Consider the following 20608-nt stretch of genomic DNA (forward strand, 5'->3'; position numbering starts at 1 on the left):
ATCAATTTTTTAAAGATCCTAAAATGGTTTTGCCCAGCATTACCGGGTTGGTATCCTTGCTTTCCGCACAATCGTGCAAAGTGGCTACCGGGTATTCACTATGTAAATTAAACAGCAGTTGTATCAGCGTATCATTGGTTTGCTGCAGATCATCTATTTTGGTATTATCAGATGAATAATTCGCTAAAGCTGTTATCCACGCCTTATAAGCATTTTCAAAATCATAAATCGACTGGTCATTTATCCAGCAGATTTTTACCATGGTATGCGCGGGGGTTTCTTGCCGTATGATATCTTCAAAATAATTTCGGAAAGCTAAATTTCGGAAGTGCAGTGGCCAGTAAGGCAGCACGACAGACATTTTGAAGGAGTAAGGGTCCTGCTCACCGCAAAAATCACAATTCTGATCCAGGCATACCGGTGCGAATTTTTTAAATTGGTCACTCCGTGGTCTTAAAAGCAAATGCTCAATCAGATGAAGCCCGTCGGCGTTACATTCCTTATTAAACTCCGTTACAAACAGAGCCAATGCAGCATTTGCATTTGCCAGGGATGTAAAATCATTACTTATAGCAAGGTTATTATCTTCATTATCGATAACATAAATATTCCAGTTGCTGTCAGTTTGTTTAATATCATAGTGTTCATCAGTTAAAACAAGATCCATAAATGCGGGTAAGGCATTATTCAATTCCTCCTGCGTATCGTAAATTGCCACTGAGGTTAAGGTTCCACCGTTTTGATTGCTGAATGAAAACTGGTATTTAGCTGGTGTATCATTAGTAGTGATAATAGTAACGTTACCTATACAATACAAAAACCTGCGATAAAAATTCTTGATACCACCCAGGTGGCATAGTTTTTTCTCTAAACCCGATACATTATCGGTATCCCACAATTTAGTGGTGTCTATAGAAAAGTCTGGTTGAGGAGGAAAGTAGTTTTGTGGGAAATAGTTAAACGCTCTTCCCCTTTGATAACTTATAACCGGATAATCCTTCAAAAAGGAGATCTTGCTATCGATTATATCCGCAGGTGTTAAATTAGATTCTTTTTGAGTTGCATAATCAAGTGAATAGTTCAATAAAACATAATCATTGAATGATTCACCAAAACGACTCATCAGGTGATCAAGGAAACGGCTACGACGGTCGGTGAAAACTTCATTTAATTCATACAAGTTTTGCCAATCGTTTGCTGGGACTGTGGTTGAGTTCTGATTTTGCATCACCCGTTGTTCAATAGTATGGGCTGCTCCATCCTGTTTATAAACCGGTTTAATATTTTTGATATCACCCAGGAACTGTGCATAATAAGTTTGCACGATATTCTCTGTGGAAAACAATTCTTTTGCGCCGTTTAGCTGTGAAAAGAAATCAGCTAGTAACTGATCAAATAGTAATAAATAGGCTTGTAACTGTTTGGCTTGTCCTTTTCTTTCATCGCTTACATTTGTTGAAAGTCCAGCCGAGCCAATGCCATAGGTTTGTGGTAAAAGATATTCAACAGAAGTGTAATTATCCAATGGGTAATAGTTGCCGGAAGGGACAGCCAAATCATCAGTATGACCGGAAAGTTTATTCCGGGCTTTTACTGCGCGCAGCCATTTAAGTGTATCGCGTACCTCGGTAAGAGATGGTAAATATGGAAATTGGTTTTTATAAAAGAGGAGTTTTGATTTCGTTTCAGAAAACACAGGTTTATGACCTGTTGTAATAGGCATACACCAGTTTTTTCCGCTTAAACCAGGAACAGGTTTATCATCAGCTCCATATTTTGTCATCATAAAATTCCGGGCTCCCAATACGCCGTCAATATCCATGATCAGGCTGATGATATCTGATGCATATATTTCCCCACGCAACTGGGTTTGCTCCAGTTCATCAGTATCAATAAATCCATGCTGCAGTACGGGGCCCTCAAATATGGCATCTGTAGTATAGCGCTTGTCCTGCAATTCACTTAACAGGTAAAAGTTCACCGAAGGATTAAGATATTCCTCAATAGCATAAAATACCTGGGCCTGTATCTGTTCCATATCTGCAGATGGCGAAACTTCTATGTCGCAGCAAATGGCTATTTCTTCATCTTTTATAGTGGTAACACTAACAAAATCTTCACATAGATTTCTGTTTTCATTTAAGGTTCGGATGGCCGATTGAACGATACGTTTTGCCTGTTGAATTTTTAACAGGTATAGATTAAGTACCTGCGCAGTAAAATCAGCACTAAAAAAGGCTTGAATATCACTCATTTGTACAGGCTGGCCCGAAGGTTGAAGATCAATATCAACTATACCTGCAATTACTGCTGAAAAGTTTGAACTTCCAATGGTGTAATTAAAATCAATTTGAATAATAATACTACTACCGGTTGTAAAACTGGCAGTAGCACCGGAAACGGTTTTTGGATCAATGGTTAATAATTTGGCTACGCCCGGATCATCCCATATGGGAAAAACGATGGTAAGCCCAACATCACCTCCTTTAAATTTGCCGCTTGCAGGATTTAAAATCTGTAACTCACCATTGTTCATATCGCCAAACTGCTGATCTGAATCAAGGTCCAGTAATATTTTATATAAACCTGATAAATAAACCGGGTGCGGTGTTTCCTGGTACGATAATGAATCCGCTTTACAATCTGCATAAAGGGCTATTTCACCGGCCGGAATGTTTTGATCGTTATGGATATAGTAGTCGTCATACAAAAACCAGGCATTATGTACCCCTACTATATCTATCAGTAATTTGCGATAATCATTAACCGTAAGTGGCGATTGAGTTAGTATGTTCTTGGCGGTATATAAAGTTTGTGTAGATGCTATTTTGCCATCTTCGTCTGTAAGCAGATCTTCCATAGGCATCCCTGTTCTGTAGCCTAACTCGGTTATAGCATAACAAAGGGCCTCCAAAATCGTAATACCTGGGTCATGCTCATTATAATCTGTCCAGATTTTACCACTAAGCTTTTCAATATAACCCAGGCCGGCCTCTCTGAGAAAAACATAATTTTGATCGACGGTTAAACCTGGATCTTTACTGATTACTTTTTGCTTATCCATTGCAATCACAGTTAGCTGGTGAATTAATTAAATGTTTTACTTTGGTTTCTTCATTATAGTATGATACTAAAATTGATCTGGAAGTGCTTGCTATCGCTTCATCTATATCGTATTGCGCCTGTATTACTACCTGACCTTCACGAAGTATAATGTGGTTCATTTTAAAACAGGTAACAAAGTCTACATAGGGCCTTTCTTCAATAAAATTGAGCACCACAGATTTTTCAATACTATTACCAAATTGAATGGCCTGTGGGTTGCCAAATGCCCAGGGGGTTAAAAATTGCTCAATCTCATTGTTCAACTGATTGGAGAAATAAACAGGATCGATATTTTCGCGGAACGTAACGCTAAATTCAAACTGTACTTCTTCAAATGATGGGTTGCTGAGGTGTAGTTTTACGAATGGCGATGTCAGTGTTTTAATGTACTTCTCAATTTCGGTCAACAAACCTATACTGGTATATGGTCGAAGCGGATTGGCGTTATTTAGATGCGTCAGATCAGGGATGGTTATTATCGTTACATGTCCCGCCAGCGTCTCACTATATTTTTGCTGATTGGTGTTCACATCGGGGAGAAACCCGGTATGATCAATACATTTTACCTTGAAAACCTGCGGGAAATACTGCAATATCAAACGTTCATAATCCCATGTGGTAATGGCCCGGTTTTTATGACGCAGGCGTTCACTAACACGTTGATAAAACTGATCATCCGTTTCCTGCACACGGCCTCCAAATGAGGTATACGGTTGTTGTGTTTTCTTTAACGCAGCGTCGGCAATTGCGGGCTTACTAATGATATTTGGAGGTAATATCTTAGTAAATACTATGTTATTGGTAATATCCTGAACAAACTGGGCTTTCGCTGAATTTACGTCGACAGCAATTAAATTACAGATCGCATCTGTATCGTGTTGCACGCCGGCTTTTATCCAGATCAATCCGTTGTCTGCACGGCTATTAATAAGAGTAGCATTTGCAGGGATATTAAATATTACCAAACCTGAGCTGGTTAGATTATTGGTTTGATCTGTAACTGATTGTTTGTTAAATGGTAACCAATTGTTATTACTTAAATAATACCAATTAACCTGGGTCATGTTTTTTAGCGGATTGGCGCTGCCATCAGATACCTGAAACAGGATAGAGAATGTTTCGTCGGGTTTGGCATTATTCAGCCCTATCCATAATTCGCCCCCGTCATCTGTGGTTATTCCGTCTTCTATATTAAAAACCGGTAATAATGTAAGTGTATCTGTGGTAGTTGCCGGGTGCATTTCACGGAAACCGAAGGGCTCCAGATGATAAAAGAAATTGCTGCGGTTAGTAAAATCTGTGTTACTGAAAACAATACTATCTTCTGCGGTATATTTTACATTTATTGATTTTAAAACCGGATGATTAGGTACAGGAACCGCACTTGTATCAACAGTATAACCCACAATTTTATTTGTGTTTGTAGTATCATAAACTACTTTAACTGATGGATGAGGTATGTTTTTTTGAAACGTATTCAAACTATAATCATCACCAATCATTTCCAGTTTTAGATAACCGTCAATAGAAGTTATGCTATAGTCTTCATTGTTTGTGAAATCCTCAGGTGATTGTACTACACGTTCTAAACCGGTAATGTCAATCTCTTTCGGTTTTGTTACGTCCAAACGATCTATTGGGGCGGCTATGACCATATTAGGAACGCCACTTTTGATAGTATTACCCCGGTCAAGTGATAAGCCACTGTTAATTATATTCTTAACATTAAAAGGCTGATCATTTTGTGTCAAACTGCTCATGTTCATGGAAAGAGCGTTGTTAACTTCAAATGCTAAACCTTTATTTACTACAGAAGTAATATCAGCTGTTAAAGAGTTGCGTGCGTTGAGATCATTAAATGTTTGTGGGTTACGTACCCCTTGTTGCAGATCGGTGATAACAATACTGGATGCATATAAACTCGTTCCACTTGCAACGGATAACCAACTGCCTTTAGCTAAAGAGGATATATTTACTGTTGTTTTAGATAACGGTGCCTCCTGCCAGTCAAAATCTATGGTTAATTTGGTTAGTTGTTTCTGAAAAATCTCCTTACTGCCAATGATAAATGAGGCTCCGTTTTCAGGGAAATCACCAAATGGTTTAAATGGTTTTGCCGGGTTTACTTTGCCATCATCGTTTTGTAGTATTAAATTTTTAACAGCATCAACACCTACCGATATGGTTACCCCATTTATGCGTGGGATCTTTATTTTCTGATATGATGTATAACCGTTAAGTAATACCTGAACCATAGGTAGCGTAATATCAAAGTTTCCTCCATGTATTTTTGACGAATAGGAAACTATGGCGGGTGCATCACCCTCTAAAACCACCGTTAATGAGAATGTGGTATTATTAATGACCGAAACTGTGTAAACAGGTGCAGTATACCAGCTTTTTTTACCGGTTAATTGTATGCTGAATATTGCGGAAAGGTCTGCAGTTGCAATACCAGCTAAACTATCACAAGTAAAGGTTAATGTTATAGTTCGTTTGCCCTCATTTAAGTATAATACGTTTGATGCCACAGCAAAACCTATGGAGGCTTGTTGAATATTCTTAGGGTTACCAAATGGGAACCAGGAATTATCCGCGGTTAGCAATTTACCACCCTGCCCATCTTCTGAATTGGCAATAGGTGAAGCATACAGCGTTACCGGTGTGTTATCCTTGTTTAAATAAATAGACTTTAGTGCCTGAACTCCAGCTGTCTGGACTACAAGATCATCTGTGAGCGAATAGAATAAGTCTTTATTATTGGTATCTTTCCCGGCCTTAAATGAAGTGCCTTTAGGTAATAAGTGTTGATCTATATTTTTTTGCAGCTCAAAAACCAGGTGTACAAAATCGGCTTCGGCCACATTATTACTTAGCTGTAGAACCTGCTTGTAGTAAAAGTCGAGATGCTTTTTAGTATACTGATTTAAATGTTGCTGGGCAAAGCCAAATAGTTTTATGAAAGCCAGATAAAGGGCATAATGAGGTGCATGCGTTGGGTAATTATCCATTGCTTCGGATAGGTAAGCCGGCGTGCGGCTTACTATATTAATAATGCCCGAAATAAATGACTGCAAAGCCCCCGTAAATAAATTATGTGTAAGGATATGGTCAATATCTTCGTGTATGGCGCCTGTTAATGTGATCGGGAATGCGGTAACCGGGGGATCAACTGTAAAAATACTTTCCAACCGTTTCTGTGAAGAAATAACAAAAACCCTCTTCAACGGATCAAAAGTGAAATTTTGTGAGTATACAATATCGTCGACAGGAGTTAGCGCATCTGTGTAAGTTGAAGTTGGATCTATAAGTGAACCAGTCACAAAACTTTCATAATATTGAAACAGTATGCTTAGTGGTGCCGCCACTTTGGAAACGATGGAAACAGATAAAAAAGTTTTATAGCTCAGATCATCTGCCAAATGTTTATAGGCATCATCAAGCGCTGCGGTGATTGAAAAAACAAAATCAAAAAGAATTTTAAAGTTATTCTTTGCATCGGCATCAGTAGGAGCATTGACTATGGTGTCATTTAAATATTTAATGAATGATGCATAATCATTTATTCTCCATTCGGCAATTGCTGCAATTACTACGGCAATATCTTTACCCATGAGTTGTTGCCAGTCGCCATTGATCGTATTGGTATTATCGTAATAGTTTAACCAGGCGCTGTATTTTTTTGTAAGCAAGATGAGATCTGCATCTGTCCGCTCATCTACAAGTGCACATTTAGCCAAAAGAGCATCCAACGCACGCTGCGCCTGGCTGGTGCCGTTATAGGATAAGAGTTTGGTATCGAAACAATTATTTGCCATTAGTGTATTTCTGTTCCTTCGTTTTTATAGTAAGGATATACAAAATTGAACCTTGAATTTGTGGTGCGAACAGTGTAATTAAGCATGATCAGGATCACTCCTTCTGTTTCGCGGCTGTCATCAACCTGTATCGAGCTCAGATCAATCCGGGGTTCATAATAAAGTATGGCCGTTTTGATCATCTCGCGGATATAGGTTTTAAATGTGGTAGTCATGGGCTCAAAGAGCATTTCGTCCAGATTACAGCCATAATCAGGTACCATCACCCGTTCACCCTTTCTTGTTGCCAGTAATATCTGTAAACTGAGTTGTATGTCAGTCTCATCACTGGTCATGATTACCGAGTTTGCAGTGGTATCAAATGTTGGTGGAAAACTCCACCCTGTTCCTAAAAATGAATCTGACATGTTAACCTCCTATAATTACTGTTGGACATCCTATTATGATTGAACCGCCATGCGCCGTTGGATCGCCCATGCGTGCTGCTGGTTTACCTCCTATTAATACTGTTGCAGATCCCATTGCTATTACATCCGGCGGACCTGCACACGTACACATATCACCCACGCATGCGGCCGGTAGGCCACCTATTAATACGGTAGGGCTTCCCGGGGGCAACACAGGCCCTCCCACATGCGGAACCGGCCCTGTAAACATGGGGCAAACGTGCATATCTGAAACTCTTGCTGCGAGTGGCATAATTCTTTTCTTATTTAGTTAATCATTACTACACCGCCTTTTATGGTGGCCGTGCCTGAACCTTCTACCTTTACAGATGGGGCCGATATGGCGGCACTGCCGCTATCGGCTTTTATTGAAGCTCCACCCGCACTCATCTCAAAGCTGGAAGATGGTTTTATAGAAACATTGGTAGCTTCAATGGATAGATCACCGGTTGCCTTTATTTTGATATCTGCTCCGCTTTCCAGGCTTATGGCCGATGAGTCCATGGTTACCTTATTGTTATTCTCGTCCTCCATTTGTATGTAGCCTTCTTTTTCGCTGATGGTTACCTTTTTACCCGCCGGTGTTTCAATTTTTAACGACTTTTCGTCGTCGTTAAAGATCATTTTCATTCCACTGCGAGAGGTATACCCCTTTTCATCGTTTTTATTAGCGGCTTTCAATGGAGCAGGTTTGGTACTACTGTTCAGCATACCTAGTACTACCGGGTGCCTGGGGTCATTATTTAAAAAACCAACCACTACCTCATCCCCAATTTCGGGGCGGAAGAAAGTGCCCCGGTTATTACCGGCATCCATACAAGCTATACGAGTCCATACACCATCTTCGGCCGGATCAATAATGGGTAGCCTTACGCGGATCCGGTCCTGCGTATCAGGGTCATTTTCCAGATCGGTTACGATCCCTATCTGTAAGCCTTGTATGGCTGGTAGCATATCAACAGCCGGCGCAGAATTTACATCTGGTTGGCGTGTAAATAGCTCATTAGATAAACCAAATTGCACGTCGGTTGTCCAGCTACCATTTACTATTTCATGGCGCACTCCTGATACAAATACTTTTCCGTTAAAGCGGTCACCTACGCCACCAATATTGATCAGGTCGCCTGGGTTTAACTGACCACCATAGCCACGAAAACGAACCCTGCCCCTACAGCGTGACATACGTGCTTTTTGAAGACGCCCATCTGCCAAACTTTGTAATTCATCAGTTGTAAGGTCTTCACCTGAGTACAGGTCATATTCTGATACACCCAACACTGCCCCCAGATCGCTACCTGAAATATTGCCATTTTCTTCAAACCCGGGTTCAGCAGCGCTTGCAGTAGTTATTTCCTGAGTAGTATAATCCCAGGTTTTAGCTGTGAGGCTTTGATATTGATTACGCGCATCCAGATCAGCATCAAACTCCAGTATGGTTGCCCCAAATAAAGCGTCGAGTACTGTTGCCGAACTGAAATCAGGTTTCTTTACGGTTATTTTGCCGTTATCAACCGTACAAAGCTTTCCGTTAGTTTCCATACGCGATACCATAAAATCCCAGTCGGTACAGTCATACTGAACAAGGGCTTTTAGCGTAGTGCTGGTGTCCTCTATGTCGGTATCTAAGCCGTAGTTACCGATGATCTCCGTAATGGCGTCGCTGTCTTTAGTATCATAAAAATATTTGTTCTTGCGGGCCACGGTCATTTTTACTGCCTTGTCACGGCAGTCCAGTATTAACATGGGTGAGCCATTCCCCCTTATTTTTAAACTATGTCTTAAAATAATGCCGCTAAAAAGTGTCGCTTCGTCTGCATGATAACCGGCAGCTATCTCAATTTCAGCACCAGGAATCAGTGTTGGCTCATTACTTATTGCAAAATCCTGTGCCGAAGCGTCGCCATCATATATCAACAGCTTAGCCACCGGGATACGGTTTATTTCTTTACTAAAATTCATGGAAGCCACCTGATAAGATGCACCCAATACGGTTCCGTTTACCTTTATAGTGAAGGTAACCAGATCTGTATCTTGTGTTCCTGGTAATGTTTGGCTTAGTGACATGGTTTATTTTGCAATTGGTGGAAAAATAATTTTAGTTCCTGCGGTTAATTTTTTAAAATCGGTTAGGCCGTTGTATTGTGCTACCTGGTAGTAATATTTACTATCCCCATACTCCTTGTAGCACATTAAGGGGAGCGTATCACCCTTAATTACCGTTCGGATATGTGTTAGGTCAGGCGATTGGCGGTTTTCAATGGCCGCCAGTTTGGTTTCATCAATTACTCCCTGGAAGGTACAATCAGCTTCTGCCCGCAAAGGTGTGCCGTCGGGGTTGAACAGTTTAAAAGTCAACGTCATGCGGGTCATCTGGCAATTGTAAAGTAATGGCCCCCATTGTAACTGAACATAGCGCGGTTGATGGGTTGTACCATCGTAATCGTAAACCACGCTTTTAAACTTTTCAAAGTCCTGAACCACATCAGGTTTATCTGCCGGCAATCCCGGTACAGCTAAACCTGATAACAAGCCCCCACCTCCCCTTTTTATCACACCGGTACCATCAAACAAGAATTTGAAAGTGAGGGACTGTGCAGATCTTTTACTAAAAGAAGTAATACTTTCACTGGAGCCTTGGGCGCTTTTTTGATTCACCTCGGTTCCGTAAGTAAGCGCATATGATTCCGGATTGATCAATACATCGTAATCCAATCCGTCGGCTTTTGTGCTAAAACTGATGTCGGTATAGGCAACCAACTTCATCTTTTTTAATTCACCCAGGCTCATTAGCGGTCAGTTTTTTCTTTTAAAATTTCCAATACCTGTTCAACACACTTGGCAATAATATCCTCACCACCTGTAGCAGTAGCGGGTGCTGTTGACGATGTATTACCGCTCGCACTGCCACCCTCGGTTATGGTTGTGGTAATTTGCAATTCTCGTATTTCTACTGGCATTGGTTTATTATTAAACTGTTTGTAAAAACATGTTGATTACCCTACGGAAATACTCGCACTTGCACTGGCTCCACCAAACAGATCGGCCACGGCACCTACTGCTGCACCAACTGCTGCTGATAGATTTAGCGTTTTGTAGTACTCATAGCGAAGGGTCATTGATTCAATAACTATCGAGTTGGTTTCCGCGTTAAAAGACGAAAGACTGTATTTGATCGGTATAGCATTAGCTATGTACCATGACGATACCGGTAAATGATCTGCGTTTAAAAGCGATATCAACATATTAGTAGGCTGATAATTGAAATTCTCTATCGAATCAAGACACCAGGCTGTTACTCCTGATACCAGTGTCATCCCCCGTTTTAAAACGAGATCAGAATACGTATTACGCCCGGGCAACCGGTGAACAAAACGGTTCTCGCCACCCTCTTTGTAAGTATCCAGACCCACATCAACAGTTAAGCCTGTAACATCCTGAAAACGGAAATCATTTGGCACCTGCGGAAATATTTCAAATACTACCAGGAAATGGAAGCCGGTAAAAGGATAATCAAACATGGCTATTCGTTTTGCATGGTTAAGCCTTCATGTGCCAGTTCAAGTGTTTCGATAGCAACCTCATTACCATCGGCCTTTAAGTCGGTAGATGTAACTTTGGTTGGCCAGGCGTTTTTAACTTTCCATACCACTACAGGTGCTAATGTTTCGTCAAGCAGACTGATGGTGATGTCGCGGCGCTCAACTGTATTCATGTTGATAGAGTTGTGCCAGTTATAAAACTCATTGTCTGATTTAAACACACCACGTTTAAGGGTGATGTTGCTGAATTTGCGCTGTCCGGGCATCTTTATTTTATGATACTCAGGGCTTGCGCCGTCGCGATATTCAATTATATCGTTTGTTATATCAAGTCCGCTTACGTCAGTGAAGCCGATGCGTGTGCCGCCCCAGTCAACACTAAAATGGAATTTCGGAAGTGGGTAATTAGCCATAATATTTAAGTTTTAGATTGATTGATTGATAATTAATTTTTAATAAACTCTACTGTTAAGCTTGTTGCTGTATCTGTGAGAAACGCAAGATGATAAACTCAGCTGGGCGTACTGGAGCCATGCCTATTTCAATGATCATTTTTCCATTAAGGATGTCATCAAAAGTCATGGTTTGTCCCAGACCAACTTTTACATAAAATGCTTGCTCAGGTTTGGGCCCGGCCAAAGCGCCCAGACGCCATAGATTAGTGAGATAGTTTTCGATCATAGCGCGTACACGTACCCAGGTGTTGCCATCATTGGGTTCAAATACAAATTGCATGGCTGCTTTTTTAACTGATTCTTCAACCATGATATAAAAGCGGCGTACAGATATGTATCTGAAATCATTACTGTTACCATCCAGTGTACGGGCTCCCCAAACCAGGATACCTTTGCCTGTAAACGCACGCACAGCGTTAACTGATTTGCCAGAATCGGTATCAATGTTCAGGTCTTCCTGTGTATTATCATCGATATTCACCAATGGCTCTACTATAGTATTGACACTTACATTTGCCGGAGCTTTCCAAACGCCTCTTGTACCATCAACTGATGCATAAATACCTGCCAGGGCTCCGCTTGGTGGTACCACAATGCCTTGATTTTTAATGGCTACAGTAATGTTGTTGTATATTGAACTGGAGTCATTCAATTGAATTTCCAGATTTTGCAAACGCAGGTTCACCTCATTGATGAATGCCATCACAGAATTCACAACTGCTGAATACAGGTTGTTAACTCTTGATCTGATGTATTTTACAGCAGCAGCGGCATCGACAGGTGCAGGTGTGCCGTATATGGTTGGATCAGCTACTACGGTTGCGGCATTTGGAAATAACGGTGTCGTTGAGAAATTAGCAGGGAGCGCTGCACCAACAGCTCCACCCGGAAAACTTTCATCCAAAAGAAGAAGTTCACGGATCAGCTGATCCATCGGTGAAATATCAGCTGCGGTGGCTCCTGCCCGTGTATAGGTGGTGTGAATATCCTTGGTTGTACGGCCACCGTAAATGTGACTTGGATCAGCATCGGTTAAGGTGCTGTTTAATGCCACAAAACCTAATATGATATCCTTAATATAAGATAGTCGCAGCGTCATTTCTGGCTTGTCACTGGTTGCAGGTATTACGCCATAAGCATCAGTTATTGCACCGGTGTAAGGAGTCACATTGAACGGAGCGCCAAAGGCAGGTGTATTAACAAAAGTGTTGATGTGTGTATTCAGATCGGTTACGGCCCTGTCAATTTGTGTTACAAAAACATTATTTGTTATCACATTTTTTGTAAGCACGTTGGTACCGGCAGGTTTTTGCAGCTGAATATTTCGATAAGAAAAAGAGTATGATAAACTTGAACGCAGCCACGGATAATAAGCGGCGCCATAATTCAGATTAGCTGAACCTATTCCATTTCTGAAAACGGTTATAACATCTGAGTTATCGTAAGTCCTCTCCTTGTCGCCATTAAGTACATCCAGGATCGTAAATCTGTCCTGTAAATCGGCACAGGCTTTCAATGATGTTGTGGCCAGGTTGTTAAAGTCGCTGGCGCCAAATAAAATGGCATCAGGAACAACTATCAGCGTTGGTTCATCCTCTTTACGTAAAACTTCAAAAGCTCTGATCTTGCCAGCGTCAATAAAGTCGGTAATCAGAACAGAACCATCATTTTTGTATTTACCTACAGAAATGATGTAGCAGTTAACACCGCCATTACTGTAAAACATTCTTACAGCGTTATACAACTGATATCTTGGCGATATATTCACCGTATCTACGCTATTGTCTGGCTTAAGCGCTACATTAGCGGTTAGATTCGGAAAATCGGCACCAAAATACTGTACGTACTGAACAAGTGAGGAAATACGTACAGCCTGGTTAACTACACTCTTCCCATTTCTTGTTGCATCTTGCGAGTATCCGATAAATACCGGAACCGCGGTGGCCACCTGAGCAATAGATGGCGGAAAGGATGGAATTTCATTCACATAAACCCCTGGAGTTTTAATTGTGCTTTCGTTTATTTGTGACATATTTATCGGTTTTTATTAAAAGTTTAAAAAGATCTCTGAACATGGATAAGTATCGGTACCCTTTGTAATTGTGACGAGCCTCTGAGGATCTGCACAAGCAATTGGAGAATAATCATGATTATTTAATGTTAGTTTTAAATTGAGTGCCTTATTGCTTAATGGAATTGGTGTAAGTGAAGTAATGATACTTGCGGGATTAGCAAAGTGATATAAATTTGCTGTGTCATTAATATTTCCCTGCTGCTTGCTTGCCAGAATATATTTCCAAATAGTTGCACGGCTTAAGAAGTAAATACTATAATGAGGAGCAGGATTAAGAAGAGCTCCATTTGCATCAAGCAAACTACATGAAACAGGTGCTGCATCATGGAAAATATCAATTACCGCAAAGGTTTTACTATCGTTAAGTTCATCATTAATATAGATCCATTGCTGGGTTCCGTTAATCGTCAACGAATATTTACCTGGTTGCAAAAAACTGAGATCAAGTGTGAATGATGATGCCGGGTTTGCAAAAGCTATTGTTTTTGAAAATACGGATTGAGTGTAAGCAGTTGTAATGCTATTATACCCCAATACAGATATGTTGACCGATGGTTGTGCAGAACCCAATTGATACGCTGATATAGATGGCATCCATTTCAAAGCATCTGTTTCAGACAAATACTGATTTTTATCTATCGCCATCCAATGGTTGGTATCTGTAAGATTGAAACTATTTCCGGGTTTACTGCTGCCAATAGACCGGTATATTGTACCTGTACCATTTGAAGCCAGATCACCCGGAGCATAAGTACTGGCTGCATCATAAGCCGCTATTTTGCCCGACAGAAAAGTTTTTCCGTTACTGACGTTATTATTTCTATTAGTGAAATAGTAAATTTTACCAGGTGCAGCCGACGATAAATTGGTATAGTTAAAAAATACGGGATTATTAAGTTGCATGAAAAAAGTAAACTGCGTGCCTGTTTCAATTGCAGTAAATGGTTTGGGTGGGCTTACTTTGCCAGTACTGTTTACCCCGGTAATTAATTGGTTAAAATACTGCCGTGCAATTATTTGATGACCACTTAAAGTTCTTGCCGTTTGGTTTGAGGGTGAAATACTAAAGTCCGGACATAGTTGATCTTTATAGTAACTATGCAATAGTTCAATCGTGAACAGGCTTCCAAAATTGATATCTATCATAACGTTTGCAGCGTTTTGTCGTTAACAATAATTTCGTGTAACAATGGAGCATTCCCCTGAGTAAATTCTTCACTTATACTAATCATCCGCATTTTATACATTACAGATGGCAGGTATTTTGAACCCAGTATGCCCCATAAATTATTCATGTCCTGAAATGACAGCGTATTGAGATCCAGGATCAGTTTTTCGACACCAGCCGGTAAATCAGGTGAACTAAGCGGTGTAAATACATTTTGATATTGAAAAAACTGGATGATAAAAGAAAGTCGTTTTAACGACTCTGTATAAGATGACAGGTTAACTGCAAACAGTACATAGAGGTTGAGGTATATTTTAGGATTTCTATAGGTTGTTTCACTCCCCTGCCGAACATAATTTTCAGGTGATTTACTGATCCTGTCCTCTTCAATATTTACTAAGGTTATGAATGCATTTGCAGGACTGTTCGCTCCGTTAGACCCAGAGGTCTCACTATCATTCCAGGCAATATTGGCTACCTGGATAAAGGAGTTACTGTTGGATGGATCCAACTTTAACCGCAGGTATTGATCCAATCGCGTGTTCAAGAATGTTAAAACCTGATCTATCATCGTGAAATAAAGTTTATTCTGGTTAAAAATTCTGCTTTATAAAAGGGATGTATAAAACAGCGGTATAATAATTTCAGGGAGAATTATTATGATGTAAAAGTATAGGCTTAATTAATAATTAATACGCGTACTTTTACGAAAAATACTTTAAATACTTGCGTATTTTTACGTGACTTCATTGTGTCTTTATGACAAGTATTTGTTTCTGTAATTGAGGAAGTTAACTAATGTTAATAACCGGATTTGATATGATTCTTATTGTATTATTAAAATATCATATTAGTTATGAATTTATTTTCTTCTTGAGTAGAGGAAAGCTTGCCGGCATTGAAGGAATGGCTGGAAAAAAAGGACTTAGTTTGTATTATAAAAATGATTGATAACAAAAAAGGAGAACCTAAGGTTCTCCTTTTTTGTTATTGTATAAACAGATGCGTACCATTAATATCCCGGGTTTTGGTACATTTTAACCGGATTTAACTTGGTTTCGTTAAATGGTATTGGGAAATACCTGTCTTTAGTTGTGAAATTTGAAAGCAGTGCCGAACCAAAGTCAGCCTGTTTTTTGCTGTGGAAGTATGCTACCAGTTCATCAGTAGTAAAGCTTCTTAACAAGTCAAATAAACGGTGGTGCTCAAAAGCAAGCTCCACGCGGCGCTCATGTAATATAGCCAGTTTAAGTGTTGGATATTTAGCGTTATAGGTTGGGTCTTGTGAAGAAACCTCATAGGTAGGCATAGCAGCCCTGGCACGTACCATATCCAAATACTGAATAGCGGCTGTATTGTTACCAAGGTACATGTTTACTTCGGCAAGCATTAATATCACATCAGCGTAACGCATCAGAATCCAATCGTTACCTCCGTAACCGTTTTTACCTGCAGTGGTACTTACATCCCTGAATTTGGTTACAAACCAATCCTTAACAGTTTGGTCATTTGCAAATTTGATTGAGAATGTACCACGGAGGTCATTGGCTTCATAGTCATTCACCAGATCATGGGTAACATTATTGCCTACACCGCTTGATGTTTTCAGCGAATTAATAGTTTCGCCTTTAGCCTGGCTATTGGCTGCTATACTTGAACTATAAGTAGGGTCGCCCTGTATGTTCACTATTTGCCAGATAAGCTCGGGGCAAGTGCTTTTTTTGGTTACATCAAAAACATCGGTATAAGGGATATCTTTTAAATTACCAAAAGTTTTAGCGTTATACGCAGCTGTGAGACTTGCTAATGCATTGTTCAGATTTGTTGTTTTATTAGCGGCATCCTGTGTAGTAGCCATAGTTAAATAAACCTGGCCCGACAACGTATTTACTGCGGCAAGCGATATACGACCAATTGTACCTGTAGCCTGGGTGGCTGGCAATGGGCTGCCTTGGGCATCTTTTAAATCGGCAACTATTTGTGCATAAACTGCTGCCTGCGGGTTACGGGCTGTACTCGCTGTAACATCATCTGGGTTTGTAAACTGCTTGGTAACCAGCGGTACATCTCCCCATTCCCTAACCATGTGAAAATATATTAAGGCACGTATAAATTCAGCCTCGGCTTTATATTGTTGTTTGGTTTCGGGCTTTGCAAAAGTTACCTTATCAATATTTGATAATACAATATTGCAATTGGATATAACGGAGTACATCGCACTCCAATGTGTATTTAAATAGCTATTGGTAGGTATTAATGAAAAGTTATTGAATCCAAAAGGTTCGCCTGCATTTGATTGATTGTCGTTTGTCCCGGTGTCATCAGAACGCTGATCGGTCCACAGATCACTACCTTCGCCTATGGTATTACCACTCCTTAATTGCGCGTAACAACCGTTAACCGCTAATAATACATCATTTTCGGTTTTAAAAGATACAGCAAAGGCATCCGGGTTGCTTTGTTCTAAAAAGTCTTTTTTGCATGAACCCAGCGCAAATAACGCAACCAGGCAAAATAACTTTATATTTATATTCTTCATTTGCTTCAGAATTAGTTTTTTAATTAAAAAGTAGCTTTAACGCCTAAGTTATATGAACGCACCAACGGGTAAACACCATAATCAATACCTGGGGTAAGGTTTGTATTTGATGAACCGCTATACGTATAATTATAATTAACTTCAGGGTTATAGCCTTTATATTTAGTAATGGTAAAGCCATTGTTAACCGCGCCATATATTCTCAGCGAGCCTAAGCCCAGGTTGCGGCTTATATAATCTGATTTAAGTGTATAACCCAATGTCATATTGGTATTTCTTAAAAAAGAGCCGCTCTGTAAATAAAAGGTTGATAGCCTGGTGCTGTTACTTTGCGTACTACCACGAGATGCACGATAAACACTCCCCGCACCCGGATCGGCAGCATTGCGGTAACGATCGGCAACGTCTGCGTATTGGTTACCTGAACCTTCCATATTGTACAGGTAGTAATCTTGTCCGTCAACTATCTGGTTACCATAAGAACCGGCAAATGATGAGCTGAAATAGAAGTTTTTGAACGTTGCATTTATAGCGAAACCATAAGTAAACTTGGCATATGGAGTGCCAATAATGCCTGCATCTTTGGAGTTGATTACGCCATCGCCGTTAACATCCTTAAAATAAAGATCGCCTGCCTGTATCGGTGTACTTGAAAATGTAGAAATAGGCGGACCTTTAATTTTATAACCAGCCGGATAAGACTGTGTAGCCGGATTATAGTTGGCTTTATCTGCAGCGATATTAGCAAGATCGCCTTGACTAACTATCCCGGCAACTTTATAGCCGTAGAACATACCCACAGGTTGCCCTGTCTGTGTAATGTTGGTTAAATATGAACGCTCGGCGCCCGCGCTGATAATGGTATTGCTACTACCAAGATTCAATACTTTGTTGCGATTGATGGATATGTTACCACTTAAATTTAAGCTTAAATCTTTTTTGGCGATAACCTTACCGTCAACCTGGAAATCAAAACCCTTATTGCTTATTTTGGAGTCGGGTCCTAAATTTGTAGTAATAAAGTTGCTTCCTGAAATAGCAGATATTGGCGCATTAAATAACAAGTTATAAGAATGACTGAGATAATAATTGACGATAATGAAAAGGCGGCCTTTTAGTAAGCCTAAATCAGCGCCAAAGTTATATTGTGAGGTTGATTCCCAGGTTAAACCCTGATCAGCAATGTTACCGGCGGTAAGCGCTGGTGATGTAGCCCCGGTACCAAATACCGCGTTTGATGGCGGGTTAAATACCTGCTGTGCAGTATAATTACCAATATTGTTGTTGCCACTTAAGCCCCAGCTGGCGCGTAACTTAACGGTTGACTGGTCTCCAAGCCATCCATGATAAAAGGGCTCGTCAGACAAGTTCCAGCCTGCAGATACTGATGGGAAATTCGCATACCTGCTTTGAGTACCGAAACGGGAAGATCCATCTGTACGGAATGAAGCCGACAAGAAATATTTACTGTCATAATTATAATTTATCCTGCCCAGGTATGATAATAATGTATAGGTATCATCTCCTGTTGCCTGAACCCCTTCGGGCGGGCTAGATTTGATGATCGTTATTTGAGCAGGGTTGGCGCCAGTTATGTTTGGTATATTATCGTTCTGAAAACCTATACCTTGTACAGTAAGTACGTTGTTGGTGGTTTTCTGGGCTGTATAACCTACTAATCCGTCAAAATGACTTTTACCTAACTGTTTGGTATAATTCAGGGTAAACTCACCTAACTGGTCGCGATAATCAATTGTTTGGCGTATAGCTTTTGCTGCCTGTATGGATTGAGATGAACCTGGTGGGTTTGCACCATTACTAATATTGGTAGGTAAATAATAGTTATAGTTTTCGGCATAGGTTTGCATACCCAGGTTGGCATTAAACGAAAGGCCATCCAGAATGTTATAACTGGCATGCGCGTTATAAGTTGCCCGGTCACCTACGCGGTTTATTTTTATTAATGTTGCTGTTGCTATCGGGTTTTCGATTGACTGAAAAGCATAAGCTGTTGATTGTGCAGCAGCTACGTTTGTGGCAATGCTGCCATCAGGGTTGTAAGCCGGAAAGAACGGCATATATATCAATGCGCCAAATGCGGGGCTATGATCCCAGCGGCCGTCCTGGGTTTCCTGATTGGTAGTTTGAGTAAATGCTATGTTTGCTCCTACTTTTAGCCTTTTACCTATCTGGCCATCAATATTGGCACGCAAGTTGATTTTTTTCTGTCCTGTACCTAACATAATCCCGGGATCGTCCTGGTAGCCGGTACTGAAGTAATATCTTGTACCATTTGAATTACCCGAGAATGAGAGACTATGGCTTTGTGTTACCGGGTGGCGATACAATTCATCTTGCCAGTCGGTATTAACTGTTTGATGAATAAGTGATTGTGTTTGAAAGTTGTATAAATAAGGCGGAATACTTACAGAACCCGCGTTACCCACATTGGCAATACGTGTTGCATTCGGATCAGAATACATAGCATCGTTCCAGGTATGGCCGGTAGTTATCCAAAGGTCATGGTACGAGTTGTTACGACCGTCTATCACCAGTTGCCCAAACTGATCCGCATTTAAAAGATCAACCTTCTTTGCTAAGCCGTTAACACCAACCTGTACATCATATTCAAACTTGCCTTTGCTATTTTCTTTAGAACCATGCTTGGTTGTAATAAGTACTACACCACCTGCTGCCCTTGAACCATAAATAGCAGCCGATGCAGCATCTTTCAATACATCAATTGATTCGATATCATCGGGGTTGATAAATAAATCGTTACCAGCCGCGTATCCATCAATTACATAGAGCGGATCTGAACTTGCGAGGAATGAACCAACACCGCGTACATTGATTTTAGTGGTTGAGTAAGGTGAACCGCTAACCTGCGATACCTGTACACCGGCAACTTTACCCACCAGGGCCTGACCCACGGTTGGAGCAGTTAAGTTCAGCTCTTCTGATTTAACGCTGGCAATAGCGCCGGTAAAATCACTTTTACGTACAGTTTGGTAACCAATAGCTACAACTTCGTTCAGGATGTTTGTTGATGGTAATAACTTAACGGTTATTTCTGTATGATCACCAACAACGATCTCTTGATTGGTATAGCCTACAAATGAAAAAATCAGTGTGGTTCCTGGCTCAGCGGTAATAGAAAACTTACCGTTAATATCTGTAGCAGTTCCTTTGTGTGATTTTTTTTCATAAACACTTACACCGGGTAAGGGTAAGCCCTTTTCATCAACTACTGTACCTGATATTTTTACAGGCGATTCCATAACCCTGTTATGTAATATTCTTTCTTTGCTGTAGTTTGCATATACGGGTTGTAAAAATGCAAACACTATGAGTAAAACAGCGTTTATCTTTATAAGATTTCCTTTTAAAAGATTGGGTGTAATCTTTTTATACATATATTTAAATATTGATTGTTAATGGTAACTCCTGAAAGCATTGCAACC

General features: G+C 40.4%; 14 protein-coding genes. All 14 read right to left on the bottom strand.

The window, feature by feature from the left end:
• Position 1: 1 nt before the first annotated feature.
• The 14 genes from AC57BQ_RS07860 to AC57BQ_RS07925 all read right to left on the bottom strand — a co-directional run bounded on the left by AC57BQ_RS07860 (position 2) and on the right by AC57BQ_RS07925 (position 20560).
• Positions 2–3064 carry a baseplate wedge protein gene (locus AC57BQ_RS07860; RefSeq protein ID WP_496405752.1) on the bottom strand — a complete coding sequence of 1021 codons (3063 nt, stop codon included), beginning with the start codon at positions 3062–3064 and terminating at the stop codon, positions 2–4.
• A complete protein-coding gene (locus AC57BQ_RS07865; RefSeq protein ID WP_496405753.1) occupies positions 3057–6923 on the bottom strand; it encodes a baseplate J/gp47 family protein in 3867 nt (1288 codons plus the stop codon). Before AC57BQ_RS07865 ends, AC57BQ_RS07860 begins: the two co-directional genes overlap by 8 nt.
• Positions 6923–7330 (bottom strand): GPW/gp25 family protein, encoded by a 408-nt coding sequence (locus AC57BQ_RS07870; RefSeq protein ID WP_496405754.1) that lies wholly within the window; start codon positions 7328–7330, stop codon positions 6923–6925. The genes AC57BQ_RS07865 and AC57BQ_RS07870 overlap by 1 nt, the downstream gene beginning before the upstream one ends.
• Before the next feature lies 1 nt (position 7331).
• Positions 7332–7622, bottom strand: a complete 291-nt coding sequence (locus AC57BQ_RS07875; protein ID WP_496405755.1) for a PAAR domain-containing protein — start codon at positions 7620–7622, stop codon at positions 7332–7334.
• Between the two features lie 14 nt (positions 7623–7636).
• The gene (vgrG, locus tag AC57BQ_RS07880; protein ID WP_496405756.1) at positions 7637–9433 is read right to left on the bottom strand and encodes a type VI secretion system tip protein VgrG; all 1797 of its coding nucleotides are present in this window, start codon (positions 9431–9433) and stop codon (positions 7637–7639) included.
• 3 nt (positions 9434–9436) lie between these two features.
• Complete coding sequence (locus AC57BQ_RS07885) at positions 9437–10132, bottom strand: CIS tube protein (protein WP_419698349.1); 696 nt, start codon at positions 10130–10132, stop codon at positions 9437–9439.
• A 23-nt stretch (positions 10133–10155) separates the two neighbouring features.
• Positions 10156–10326 carry a DUF5908 family protein gene (locus AC57BQ_RS07890; protein WP_496405757.1) on the bottom strand — a complete coding sequence of 57 codons (171 nt, stop codon included), beginning with the start codon at positions 10324–10326 and terminating at the stop codon, positions 10156–10158.
• Between the two features lie 36 nt (positions 10327–10362).
• Positions 10363–10887: a phage tail protein gene (locus AC57BQ_RS07895; RefSeq protein WP_090470883.1), complete on the bottom strand. Its 525-nt coding sequence runs from the start codon at positions 10885–10887 to the stop codon at positions 10363–10365.
• A 2-nt stretch (positions 10888–10889) separates the two neighbouring features.
• Positions 10890–11321 carry a phage tail protein gene (locus AC57BQ_RS07900; RefSeq protein WP_076373029.1) on the bottom strand — a complete coding sequence of 144 codons (432 nt, stop codon included), beginning with the start codon at positions 11319–11321 and terminating at the stop codon, positions 10890–10892.
• Between the two features lie 55 nt (positions 11322–11376).
• Complete coding sequence (locus tag AC57BQ_RS07905) at positions 11377–13395, bottom strand: phage tail sheath family protein (RefSeq protein WP_496405758.1); 2019 nt, start codon at positions 13393–13395, stop codon at positions 11377–11379.
• 15 nt (positions 13396–13410) lie between these two features.
• Positions 13411–14583: a hypothetical protein gene (locus tag AC57BQ_RS07910; RefSeq protein ID WP_496405759.1), complete on the bottom strand. Its 1173-nt coding sequence runs from the start codon at positions 14581–14583 to the stop codon at positions 13411–13413.
• On the bottom strand, positions 14580–15176 hold the full coding sequence (locus AC57BQ_RS07915; protein WP_496405760.1) for a Pvc16 family protein: 597 nt from the start codon (positions 15174–15176) through the stop codon (positions 14580–14582). Before AC57BQ_RS07915 ends, AC57BQ_RS07910 begins: the two co-directional genes overlap by 4 nt.
• Positions 15177–15617: 441 nt before the next feature.
• Positions 15618–17144 carry a RagB/SusD family nutrient uptake outer membrane protein gene (locus tag AC57BQ_RS07920; protein ID WP_496405761.1) on the bottom strand — a complete coding sequence of 509 codons (1527 nt, stop codon included), beginning with the start codon at positions 17142–17144 and terminating at the stop codon, positions 15618–15620.
• 23 nt (positions 17145–17167) lie between these two features.
• Positions 17168–20560 (bottom strand): SusC/RagA family TonB-linked outer membrane protein, encoded by a 3393-nt coding sequence (locus AC57BQ_RS07925; protein WP_496405762.1) that lies wholly within the window; start codon positions 20558–20560, stop codon positions 17168–17170.
• Positions 20561–20608 lie beyond the last annotated feature (48 nt).

Source organism: Mucilaginibacter sp. BGA-UO-ETr-C110, from assembly GCF_059567985.1.